Source organism: Bacteroides fragilis, from assembly GCF_019583405.1.
Taxonomy (GTDB): domain Bacteria; phylum Bacteroidota; class Bacteroidia; order Bacteroidales; family Bacteroidaceae; genus Bacteroides; species Bacteroides fragilis_B.
Map to the genome: position 1 here is coordinate 653,196 of NZ_SZUU01000001.1, position 13,256 is coordinate 666,451.

Genomic DNA, 13,256 nt, shown 5'->3' on the forward strand with positions numbered 1-13,256 from the left:
TGTTTAACGGGTGCAAAGATACGGCCTTTTATTGAATTTGCAAGCTTTTAGGGAACTTTTTTTGCAAATAAATTATTCGATGAACCGGTAATTAAACAGTTGCCAGCCGAGTGTCAGCCCTACATTCCACTCCCTTCTTGGTGAGCTATAATGATTTACATATGCAGAGATGGCTCCAAATGGCAATTGGCATACCACTGAAATTTCTCCTAAATATTCGAATCGGGAAAATGCTTTTCCATAATAAGCCTTATTAATTGAGTTCCGTTCAATTGGGAAAATAGGCAAAAAGCCATAAAATTCTCCCCGGACATGAAACATCTGGTTCAAACGATAAATGGGACGTATTCCGGCAGCAACATATTGATTGGCACGAAAAGCTTCGTTATACGTCAATTTACTATGCGCAGTAGGTGCAAACTCACTGGCTTGCATCATAGTGGCCGTATAGTTCTCTGAGAAGTTCTTAGAAGCATAAACCGCATCCAGATACCATCCTAATATCCAATTAGCACCCATCTTGTGATATTTCTCTTTCATATATGACAACTGCAACCACGAATGCTTTTCTTTTACAGGCTTTTTATTCTCCGAATTAACCCCCGGACGGAAACTTTCATTTCCCGTAAATATCTGAGCGACCAGAGCCTCTCTTGCACCTTGAGTAGGGAATTGCCTGAAGTTCAGTGTACTGCCATTAAAACTAACGGAACCACCCAATAGGCGATATCCACTCTTGTCATATTTATCTTTATCAAAATCAATCACATTATTTTGGAAATAGCGATCCTCTATTTGTGCAATTCCCAAACCAAGCTCCACTCTTTTACTGGATAAAAAAGGAAGAGCGACCTTCAATTTCAGGAATCGTTCATCCTTCTGATTGAAAGCCGGTTTATCGTTCTTAGAGAAAAGCTTATCTTTTTTAAAATAATCGAAAGTACTGATGGAAGCGATAAAACGATAGGATGTCGGAATAGTAGTGGCAAAATCTACTTTGGCCATGAACTGGACATTATTATATATTTTGCCCAACTGTCCGTCAAGCGTAAACTCTTTCGAATAATAGTTCAAGTTCTGGTACGCAAGACCCAGATAAATCTGATTGGAGCTGGTCGTAGACACATTACCTCCCACACGAACCGAAAATTCATTCTCCATCTTTATTTTCAGATGCAAATCGTACGTATCATCTTCCGGATTGAAAACGGCATGGGGAATAATCTCCGAAATCATGTTATCCGAAAGTAAACGGAAATATCCCCGTTTCAGATCCTCATACGTAAATTCTTTATCGTCCGAGGTATGAAATTCCTTCTTTATGTATACTTGCTGATGGGTATTAGCTCCGTCGATATAGATGTTCTTAAATCTGAGTTCAGGGTAATTACTCTTATACACCAACCGCCTTAAACGAATATTATCCATATTAACCCTACGGTGAATACGGCTTTTGATGGAGTCCATCAGGCTCATTGTACGGTCATATCCTATTTTCTCAAGCTCATCGATTCGTTGGAAGTCCATCAGACTTACATCATTATATTTGAAAGTCATCAAAATACCGGCAGAATCAGGAAGAGAATAATCTGTCTTCTGCATAACCATATTTTCTATCTGGCTCATCAAATCATTCTCTTTCGGCTTCCCCGGATTAGTAGATACAACGCTACCGATAATGATGTCCGGATGAAAATCCTCACGCATCACGTCGGTCGGAAAATTATTATAGATTCCACCGTCGTAGGCCAACATGCTGTCTATCTCGATAGGCTTGAACATAAAGGGAAAACTCATAGAAGCCCGTACGGCGTCACCCAGATCACCACGCTTCAGAATCAGCTGCTTCTTGTTATACACATCCGATGCGATACAACGAAATGGTACAAAAAGTTTATCAAAATCACCGTCACATGCAGCCGTAGCACGCGCATACAGATCAATAAAGACAAGGTTCATCTGAATAGGATTAACAACACTGGTCGGCAGAAACTGCGGCTTCAGGCTCAACGAGTCCTTAAAGGAAAAACGTATATTGAAAAACTCCGGCGTGGGAAGATTCTTCTTAAAATAGTACATGTATTTTTCTTCCACCTCACCGGAATACCATCGCTTGAAATCTTCCGATTTCAGTAAGGTTTCCATGTCGTCAGGCGAATATCCCATGGCATAAAGAGAACCAACAATGGCTCCCATAGAAGTACCGGTTATATAATCTATCGGGATATTATTCTCTTCTAGAGCACGAATAATTCCAATATGCGTCAGTCCTTTAGCACCGCCACCACTCAATACCAGTCCGACTTTCTGTGCCTGGACAAGCATTGGCAAAAACAGTAAAAAAAGAAATAACAATAAAAGATTTTTCTTCATAAGGTCCAGCAAAACACTATATAGAGGGTTAAATCATCGTTCAAATATATACAATAGTTTCCAATTTATCGACAGCTGACATACATTTCTAATGAAAAAAGAGCATTACGATACATTTTCATGCACGTAATGCTCTTTGAATGATATTATGAAATTAAAAAGCGGCTGCTTAAATCAGCTCAATGCTTCTTTTTACAAAGTTATTTAATGCTTCACCTTTCAGCATATTGTTTTGCAACAATGCCAGATCGATCAACTGACGTACCACTTTGTTTTTGCCTGCATATCCGGCAAAAATAGAATCTTTCTGCTGCTTCAACTCATCCCATTTCTTATCCAGATCATTGAGTTCATCTTTCTCCGCAGTAGGGATATCTTCGTCTTTCTTGCCTTCTTGTTTTTTCTTGAGTGCATCACGACGTTTTGTCACATCCTCCAGTTCCGCCTGTATAGGAGCAATGGCAGTACTGCATTCCTTTTCTTCATCAGCCAATACCTCTTTCACTAATTTATGGTCTGAATTCAACACCAGATTAAACATATCGGGCATTTCACCATAGAAGCTCATACCGGCCTGAATATTGGCCATTTCCTTCATACGGCGCATATATTCGCTCTGGGTTATCATCACGGGAGAGCCATTTTCGCCTAAAGCCTGAGTCATGACATTAAATTCAACCTTTTCCATTTTCGGCAACTGACTCTTGAAGGCTGCTGACAGAGCTTCTTGTTTTGAAGCCTCAAGCACATCGCTCTTCTTATCTTCTTTCACAATCAGGTTGTCGACAACATCACTGTCTACACGAGTGAAGCGAGATTTCTCCAGTTTCTGTTCGAGCATGCTTACCATGGCCACATCCAGTTGTCCGTCCATCAACAGCACATTGTAACCTTTATTTTTGGCAGCTTCGATATAGGCAAACTGTTCGTCCTTATTATTGGCATACAGATAGATCAGGTTTTTATCTTTATCTGTCTGATTATCTTTAATCAAATTCTGATATTCCTCAAAGGTATAATGTTTGCCATCCGTATCGGTGAAAAGGGCAAATTTTTGTGCTTTATCATAGAAATCCTCTTGAGTGAGCATTCCATAATTAATAAAGATTTTTAAATCATTCCACTTCTCTTCGAACTGAGCGCGATCATTCTTAAAGATAGATTGCAGACGGTCTGATACCTTTTTCGAAATATAGGTAGAGATCTTCTTCACGTTCGAATCACTTTGCAGGTAAGAACGGGATACATTCAAAGGAATATCCGGTGAATCGAGCACACCATGGAGCAGAGTAAGGAAATCCGGAACAATACCTTCTACAGAATCCGTAACATAAACCTGATTACAATACAACTGAATCTTATTCTTATTCAAATCAATATTGCTCTTTACCTTCGGGAAGTAGAGGATACCGGTCAGATGGAACGGATAGTCTACATTCAAATGAATCCAGAACAAAGGTTCATCTGACATCGGATAAAGCTCACGATAGAATTTCTTATAATCTTCATCCGACAATTCACTCGGTTTCTTTGTCCACAAAGGAATGGTGTCATTGATTACATTATCTTCTGCCGTCTCCACTTGTTTGCCGTCTTTCCACTCTTTCTTTTTACCAAAAGCGATGGGAACGGGCAGGAAGCTGCAATATTTCTTCAGGAGGGCAGAGATGCGTGACTCTTCGAGAAACTCCTTGCAATCATCATCAATATATAATACGATATCTGTACCACGATCCGCTTTCTCCACCTCTTCAAGTGTAAACTCCGGACTGCCGTCGCAAGTCCATTTTACGGCCTGTGCACCTTCTTTATATGATTTGGTGATAATTTCAACCTTCTTGGAAACCATGAATGCAGAGTAGAACCCAAGTCCGAAGTGTCCAATGATGGCATTCGCATCGTTTTTATATTTTTCAAGGAAATCGTTAGCTCCCGAAAAGGCAATCTGGTTGATGTATTTATCAATCTCTTCAGCAGTCAAACCGATACCACGATCGGAGATGGTAATGGTGTCTTTGCCTAATGAAACGTGAACGGTCAAATCACCCAGTTCGCCCTTAAATTCACTGATAGAAGCCAATGTATTCAACTTCTGAGTGGCATCAACGGCATTGGATACTAATTCCCGCAGGAAGATTTCATGGTCACTGTACAAAAACTTTTTGATGATAGGGAAAATGTTCTCTGTTGTAACCCCAATATTACCTTTTTGCATAATAACGTATATTTTTTAAATGATCTTGGTTATTAATAATTGAATTTCTTTATTGCCTGAATAGAGACAAAAAAAATGCCAGACCATGCTGGTCTGACATTTTGACGTATGTTTGAAAGAAACAGTCGGATTATTCAGCCGTTTTGGCTTTATTTTTCATTTCCAACTCACCCTTTTCTTCATTTAAAGAGACAGTGATCGTATCTCCTTCATTCAGATCAGCCGAAATGATAAGTTCCGATAAGCCGTCTTCCAGATAGGTCTGGATGGCACGCTTCAGCGGACGTGCACCGTACTGGACATCATAGCCTTTTGAAGCGACAAACTGTTTAGCCTTGTCTTCAATGACCAGTTTATAGCCGATAGATTCGATTCTGTTATACAATCCTTTCAACTCAATATCGATAATCTTCGTTATAGCTTCTAATGACAACTGGTCAAAGGTGATGATTTCGTCAACACGATTTATAAATTCGGGTGCAAACGATTTATTCAGAGCTTTCTGAATCACGCTGCGAGAGAATTCTTTATCGTCAAGACGACTTTGAGTGGCAAAACCGACTCCACGCCCAAACTCTTTCAACTGGCGGGTTCCGATATTCGACGTCATGATAATAACAGTATTCTTAAAGTCAACCATTCTGCCATAACTGTCAGTCAGCCGACCTTCGTCCATCACCTGGAGAAGCAGATTGAACACATCGGGATGCGCCTTTTCTATTTCGTCAAGCAATACGATAGAATAGGGTTTACGGCGTACTTTCTCTGTCAATTGTCCGCCTTCCTCGTATCCTACGTATCCCGGAGGCGCTCCAACCAAGCGTGAGACTGTGAATTTCTCCATAAACTCACTCATATCGATACGGATCAATGCATCCGAAGAACCAAACATATATTTAGCCAATTCCTTGGCCAAATGAGTTTTACCAACGCCGGTAGGGCCTAGGAACATAAATGTACCAATCGGTTTATTCGGATCTTTCAGTCCGACACGGCTGCGCAGAATGGCCTTGACCAGCTTTTTGATAGCGTCGTCCTGAGCTATCACCTTCGATTGCAGGTCTTCTTTCATGCCTGCCAACTTGATGCCTTCCGCCTGTGCCATACGCTGTACCGGAATGCCGGACATCATTGATACGACATTTGCGATTTCTTCCTCATCCACCGTTTCACGATTATCCTTCAAACGTTCCTCCCAGTCTTTCTTCATCACATCCAACTGGACAGCAAGTTCTTTTTCCTTATCGCGAAAACTGGCAGCAAGTTCGAAATTCTGTGATTTGACAGCCTCGTTCTTGTTATTTTTAGCTTCTTCGATCAACTTCTCCTGATCTTCTATTTCCTTGGGTACACTCACATTGGTAAGATGTACACGCGAACCGGCTTCATCGAGTGCATCAATAGCTTTATCCGGGAAGTTACGGTCGGTTATATAACGGTCTGTCAACTTGACACAAGCTTCCAATGCCGCATCCGTATAATTTACGTTGTGATGATCTTCATATTTATCCTTAATATTACGAAGAATCTGCAACGTTTCGTCAGCTGTAGTAGGTTCTACCATTACCTTCTGGAAACGACGCTCCAACGCCCCGTCTTTTTCGATATTCTTCCGATATTCGTCAAGGGTAGTGGCACCGATACACTGAATCTCTCCACGCGCCAATGCCGGCTTCAACATGTTGGCAGCATCCATCGATCCGGCTGCCGATCCGGCACCTACAATGGTATGTATCTCGTCAATGAACAGAATCACATTCGGATTCTTCTGCAATTCGTTCAAGATGGAACGAATGCGTTCCTCAAACTGTCCGCGGTACTTGGTACCGGCAACAACCGCAGTCATATCGAGTGCAACCACACGCTTGTCAAACAGAATACGGGACACCTTTTTCTGTATAATACGAAGTGCCAGACCTTCCACTATGGCCGATTTTCCGACTCCCGGTTCACCGATCAAAATGGGGTTATTCTTCTTACGGCGACTTAATATCTGTGCCAGGCGCTCGATTTCCCGCTCACGTCCCACCACAGGGTCAAGACGGCCTTCCTCGGCGGCCTTAGTCATATCAGTACCAAAATTATCAAGCACCGGAGTATCATTAGCCGGCTTCCTGGAGGCAGTCTGCGCCTGTTGCTGACGTTCACCGGATCCATGGGACGAACGGGATTGATTCATCTCTTCTTCGTCGTCATCATCTTCTGTAAATCCCATGCCGGCACTGATATCCGGCTGTAAGGACAATTGTTCGAATACCTGCTGGTAATTCACATGATTCGCTTCAAGAACCGTTGCTGCCAGATTATCCTTATCTTTAAGGATGGCCAGCAGTACATGTTCCGTATCTGCAACTTGACTTTTCATCACTCGTGCTTCTAAAATACATAGTTTCAATATCTTTGCAGCTCCATTTGACAATGGAACATCGGCATCAGGCAACAGCATGTCGTCTGCATGCTCTTTCAGTATGGCCTCAATCTGCTTCTTTATGTCGGTCAGGTTTGTTTTGAGTTTAGACAATATCTCGATTGCTTTTCCCTCACCATCGCGAAGCATACCAAGCAACAAGTGCTCAGGCCCTATATAGCTACTTTTCAGGCGATTTGCCTCTTCTTTGCTATATACGATAATATCGGAAACTTTTTGTGAGAATTGATTATTCATACTTATCTTCCTTCTTCTAAGAGGTTATTCACTGGCAAATATACGCATTTCATATTGTTTGCATGCGCTTCATTTGCTTTATTTATTATATAACAAATGTCGTGCCATTATTTCCTTTGTTCTTATACATTATAATATAATAAAACAATTAAGTATAGAAAAAAACATTAGATAATGATAAAAGCACCTCCGACACCCGGATGTCGTGATGCCTGACACCCGGGTGTCGGAGGGTACGAGACCCGGGTGTCACAGACCTAAAGAATAAGGGTAGGGCACTCTTACAAAAAGCAAAAAACTTTCTTCGTTAAAGTTTTCGTATATCAAGGAAAAGTAGTACTTTAGCGTGGTTTTTGATAAACCGCAAATGTATAATTAATAATCTTTTTAAATGCTTGAACAAGACAGAATTATAAAGATTAACATCGAGGAGGAAATGAAGTCATCGTACATTGACTACTCCATGTCGGTCATCGTTTCACGTGCCCTTCCCGATGTTAGAGATGGATTTAAGCCCGTTCACCGCAGAATTCTCTACGGAATGATGGAACTGGGAAATACGTCAGACAAACCCTATAAGAAATCAGCCAGAATCGTAGGTGAAGTACTTGGTAAATATCACCCGCACGGAGACTCTTCTGTATATTTTGCGATGGTACGTATGGCTCAGGAATGGGCAATGCGCTATCCGCTGGTAGACGGGCAAGGTAACTTCGGTTCTGTAGACGGCGACAGTCCTGCTGCCATGCGTTACACTGAAGCACGTCTGAACAAATTAGGTGAAGAAATGATGCAGGACCTCTACAAAGAGACTGTAGATTTCGAACCTAACTTCGATAATACGCTGATGGAACCCAAAGTGATGCCGACACGTATTCCGAATTTGCTGGTCAACGGTGCTTCCGGTATTGCTGTAGGTATGGCAACCAACATGCCGCCCCATAATCTGTCTGAAGTCATCGATGCCTGCGAAGCATATCTTGACAATAAAGATGTGACCGTAGAGGAACTGATGGAATATGTAAAAGCGCCCGACTTCCCTACAGGAGGATATATATATGGCATAAGCGGCGTACGTGAAGCCTATCTTACGGGACGCGGACGCGTGGTTATGCGCGCGAAAGCAGAAATCGAGTCCGGACAGACACATGATAAGATCGTCGTTACAGAGATTCCCTACAACGTGAATAAGGCAGAATTGATTAAAGCAATTGCCGATCTTGTCAATGAAAAAAGAATAGAAGGTATATCAAATGCCAACGACGAGTCCGACCGTGAAGGTATGCGCATCGTTATTGATATCAAACGAGATGCAAATGCAAGTGTAGTGCTGAACAAGCTCTATAAAATGACAGCCTTGCAGACATCATTCGGTGTAAATAACGTTGCACTGGTCAACGGACGCCCTAAAATGCTGAACTTACGCGACTTGATTGTCTACTTCGTAGAGCATAGACACGATGTGGTAATTCGTCGTACTCAATTTGACCTGCGTAAGGCCAAAGAACGTGCACACATCTTGGAAGGCTTGATTATCGCTTCGGATAATATCGACGAAGTAATTCGTATCATCCGCGCCGCCAAAACACCCAACGAAGCAATCTCCGGACTGATGGAACGCTTCAACCTGAGCGAAATTCAGGCACGCGCCATCGTCGAAATGCGCCTGCGCCAATTAACAGGTCTGATGCAAGATCAGCTCCATGCTGAATACGAGGAGGTTATGAAGCAGATAGCATATTTGGAAAGTATCCTGGCCGATGATGAAATATGCCGTAAAGTAATTAAAGACGAATTGCTGGAAGTAAGAGCTAAATATGGTGACGAACGCCGCTCTGAAATCGTTTATTCATCAGAAGAATTCAATCCGGAAGACTTTTATGCGGATGATCAGATGATTATCACCATCTCACACATGGGATATATCAAACGTACGCCATTGACAGAATTCCGTGCTCAAAACCGCGGGGGAGTAGGCTCGAAGGGTACTGAAACCCGTGATGAAGACTTTGTTGAGCACATCTACCCGGCAACAATGCACAACACGATGATGTTCTTTACTCAAAAGGGTAAATGTTACTGGCTGAAGGTATACGAAATACCTGAAGGAACAAAGAACTCTAAGGGCCGTGCTATCCAGAACTTGCTGAACATTGACTCGGACGATGCTGTTAATGCATATTTGCGTGTGAAGAGTTTGAATGACCAGGAATATATTAACAGTCATTATGTACTGTTCTGTACCAAGAATGGCGTTATAAAGAAAACATCTTTGGAACAATACTCACGCCCGCGCCAGAATGGTGTCAATGCAATTACTATCCGTGAAGACGACCGAGTAATAGAAGTGCGTATGACCAACGGAAACAACGAAATCATCATAGCCAACCGCAACGGACGCGCAATACGTTTCCATGAAGCAGCAGTTCGCGTAATGGGCCGTACAGCTACCGGAGTTCGTGGTATCACACTGGATGACGACGGACAGGATGAAGTAATAGGCATGATTTGCATTAAGGATCTTGAGACAGAGTCCGTAATGGTTGTCTCCGAACAAGGCTATGGTAAACGTTCTGATATTGAAGATTATCGTAAAACAAACCGTGGCGGCAAAGGTGTGAAGACCATGAATATTACCGAAAAAACGGGTAAGCTGGTTACAATCAAGTCTGTAACAGACGATAACGACCTGATGATTATTAATAAATCGGGTATTACAATTCGTCTGAAAGTAGCTGATGTCCGCATCATGGGCCGTGCAACTCAAGGAGTCCGTCTGATCAATCTTGAAAAACGTAACGACCAGATCGGTTCTGTATGTAAAGTTACATCCGAAAGCCTGGAAGATGAAGTTCCGGAAGAAGAAAGAGAAGGAAATATTCCAAGCGATCCGGAAACGAATACACCGGTAAATGAAACAGAAGAATAGACATAATATTAATAATTAATCAAACAACAATCATGAAAAGAGTATTATTTTCAATGGTTTTACTGATGGCAGTAAGTTTTGCATTCGCTCAGGAGAAAAATGTAAAAGAAGCGAAAAGCATTGCCGGAGAAGTAAAACCTGACTTCGCAAAAGCTGAACAACTGATTAACGAAGCATTAACTAACCCTGAAACAAAGGATAATGCGGCAACTTGGGACGTGGCAGGTTATATTCAGAAAAGAATCAACGAAAAGGAGATGGAAAATGCTTATCTGAGAAAACCTTATGATACATTGAAAGTATACAATAGCGTACTGAATATGTACAACTATTACGTTAAATGTGACGAACTGGCACAGATTCCTAATGAAAAAGGTAAAATCAAAAACAAATACAGAAGCGCTAACTCAAAAACAATTCTGGCAGAGCGTCCTAACTTGATTAACGGTGGTATTCAGTACTTCAATTTAAATAAGAACGAAGACGCATTAAAGTATTTTGCAGCTTATGTAGATGCAGCTACGCTACCTATGATGGAGAAAGAAAATTTGCTGGAAAAAGATACCATTTTGCCGCAGGTAGCATATTATGCCACTTTGGCTGCAGATAGAGTAGGTGACAAAGATGCTGTCATGAAATATGCTCAATATGCTTTGAAAGATAAAGAAAATGGCCAATTTGCAATGCAATTGTTGACAGATGCTTACAAAGCTAAAGGTGATACTGCTAAATGGGTAGAAAAATTGCAGGAAGGTATTGTTAAGTTCCCTGAAAATCAATATTTCTTCGCAAATCTGGTTGACTACTATAGCAGCTCTAACCAAAATGACAAAGCAATGCAGTTTGCTGATGATATGTTGGCTAAAGATCCGAATAACAAATTATATCTGTATGTGAAGGCATATCTGTATCATAATATGAAAGATTATGAGAAAGCAATTGAGTTCTATAAAAAGACTCTTGACATAGATCCTACATATGCAGAAGCATGCTCAAATTTAGGTTTGGTATATCTGTTACAAGCACAAGAGTATGCTGACAAAGCACCGGCAGATATTAATGACCCGAATTATGCAGCAGCACAAGCTGAGATCAAGAAATTCTACGAAGCTGCTAAACCGTATTACGAAAAAGCAAGAGAGTTGAAACCTGATCAGAAAGATTTGTGGTTACAAGGTCTTTACCGGGTATATTACAACTTGAATATGGGACCGGAATTCGAAGAAATCGAGAAAATGATGTAATGATTAAATAGATATTTTTTCGCAAAGATTTTTGTGAAAGGGGTTGCCTGATTCGAGAAATTGGGCAGCCTCTTTTTTTGCTTAAATCAGGATACAGGTTCTTATTTTTTAAGAGCTAAAGAAGGCAAAATTAGCAAGATGGAAATAGGGATTAAATAAAAGAGGCAATTTACTATATATAAGTAAATTGCCTCTTTCTTATTAAACATAATGTTGATTATTCCATTAATTTAAAACTCTTTTTTCAGGTGACTGATCATCCGTTAATAACTAATAACGGTGTATCTGAATGGAATATCATCTTACGAGCAATACCGGGATTGAACAAACGGGAAAATATATTCCGTTTATAAGAAGTTAATGTGATAATATCAATCTGATTTGTTTTAATGTAATTATCCAAACTATTCAGAAAATCATTACTCATCACCACATCATAATGAATCTCAAGATCCGGATATTGCTTTTGGAAATAATCCTTAATACCAGCTAATTTTATTTCATTCCATGTATCTTTTACGTCTGATAAATGAATAAGAGAAACAGAAAAATGAAATGGGCTAAGTCCATTGATAAATGAATCGAAAGCAATCAAATCACGTTGATCAAAGTTCGTCATAAAGGCAATCCGCTTCACTTCATCGAAACGATTGAAAGGAGTATTTTCGGGAATAGCCAGCACTGTAGTATGACTACGTTCAATTATCTCGGCAGTTACACTACCAATAAGATCAATATCTTTCTGATTCTTACCTCGAGTACCCATTATAATGATTCTGGGACGATGTTCTTTATTATATCTGAGTATTTCTTCTTCCGGGATACCTTCACGCAAGACACACGTATATTTGACATCAGGAAACTCTCCGGATGCAACTTTTTGCTTAACCTTCTCTGACAGAGCATTCAGATCATCATGTACTTTATGCAATACATTCTTCACAGTCTCTTCATCACTAATCTGATAGTTAAACACATCGCCATATGGCAATGATGAAGCATAAATTGGCGTAAAGTAGACATGCAGCAAGATAACCTCCGCATCGAAAGATTTGGCAAAATTAAAACCAAATTCACAAGCTTTCATTGAATAATTAGAGAAATCAACCGGAATAAGAACCTTTTTAGTGCGATGCTCCACTTTAGGGACCTTCTCTCCCACTATACTTTCAGCAAGCCAGGCAGAACTCTCGGTAATCTTCAATGCACGCGGCAAATCACTTTCTTTAATACGTAAACGCACACCGGATGAAACAACTGGCTGTATCTGGTTTACATTGTGAATATACGTCTCTATACCCTCATTCTCAAGAACATTCTTCAATATCTGAGCTTTTGTATAAGTCAGAATAGCTAAAGTTACTAATTTCTCTTCCATAATTCGTTTATTTATTGAATTCAACAAATAAGAAATCCCAATTGTTTTGCCAATTGGGATTCTGACTTTATCTCTTATTTAAACCTGCATAGATTCGGTAGCTTCTTCTTTACTCATATTTAATTCATCCAATATTCTTAATGCCCGATCGAGCACAGTGGTATCATCAATCATAACCAATCCACCATCCGGACCAGGCTCAAGATGTATTCCGACACTTTTCCCTTCCTTGAAATTATGACCACCAAAGAAATTTCTCACTGTATCGACGTTTAAATTGAGTTCGTCTGCTATTCTATGCATGCTACCGCTAGGCAATGAATCTTTAATTTTACGAAGTTCATTAAATGTTATTGTTCTCATGTCTCATAAATTTAATGGTTAATACTATGTGACTTTATTATCACGCTATAAACTTAAGGAAAAAAAAAGATAAAACAAAACAAAAGCTT

The 13,256-nt window shown here is 40.4% G+C and carries 7 protein-coding genes; 2 read left to right on the top strand and 5 right to left on the bottom strand.

The annotated features are described in order from the left end of the window. Positions 1-72: 72 nt before the first annotated feature. The 3 genes from FDF36_RS02825 to FDF36_RS02835 form a co-directional block, all read right to left on the bottom strand. Positions 73-2,373 (bottom strand): patatin-like phospholipase family protein, encoded by a 2,301-nt coding sequence (locus tag FDF36_RS02825; RefSeq protein ID WP_220390254.1) that lies wholly within the window; start codon positions 2,371-2,373, stop codon positions 73-75. Positions 2,374-2,542: 169 nt separating this feature from the next. Then, positions 2,543-4,588 carry a molecular chaperone HtpG gene (htpG, locus tag FDF36_RS02830; protein WP_220390255.1) on the bottom strand — a complete coding sequence of 682 codons (2,046 nt, stop codon included), beginning with the start codon at positions 4,586-4,588 and terminating at the stop codon, positions 2,543-2,545. A gap of 130 nt (positions 4,589-4,718) precedes the next feature. Further along, positions 4,719-7,253 carry an ATP-dependent Clp protease ATP-binding subunit gene (locus tag FDF36_RS02835; protein WP_220390256.1) on the bottom strand — a complete coding sequence of 845 codons (2,535 nt, stop codon included), beginning with the start codon at positions 7,251-7,253 and terminating at the stop codon, positions 4,719-4,721. Positions 7,254-7,644: 391 nt separating this feature from the next. On the opposite strand from FDF36_RS02835, the gene gyrA reads away from it, so the two are divergent. Next, on the top strand, positions 7,645-10,182 hold the full coding sequence (gene gyrA, locus FDF36_RS02840; RefSeq protein WP_220390257.1) for a DNA gyrase subunit A: 2,538 nt from the start codon (positions 7,645-7,647) through the stop codon (positions 10,180-10,182). 32 nt (positions 10,183-10,214) lie between these two features. Next, the gene (locus FDF36_RS02845; RefSeq protein WP_220390258.1) at positions 10,215-11,426 is read left to right on the top strand and encodes a tetratricopeptide repeat protein; all 1,212 of its coding nucleotides are present in this window, start codon (positions 10,215-10,217) and stop codon (positions 11,424-11,426) included. A 256-nt stretch (positions 11,427-11,682) separates the two neighbouring features. Here the strand turns inward: FDF36_RS02845 and FDF36_RS02850 are convergent, their stop codons facing one another. Together FDF36_RS02850 and FDF36_RS02855 are read right to left on the bottom strand one after the other, a co-directional pair. Further along, complete coding sequence (locus tag FDF36_RS02850) at positions 11,683-12,804, bottom strand: universal stress protein (protein ID WP_220390259.1); 1,122 nt, start codon at positions 12,802-12,804, stop codon at positions 11,683-11,685. 78 nt (positions 12,805-12,882) lie between these two features. Next, the gene (locus tag FDF36_RS02855; protein WP_220390260.1) at positions 12,883-13,167 is read right to left on the bottom strand and encodes a DNA-binding protein; all 285 of its coding nucleotides are present in this window, start codon (positions 13,165-13,167) and stop codon (positions 12,883-12,885) included. Positions 13,168-13,256: the final 89 nt, after the last annotated feature.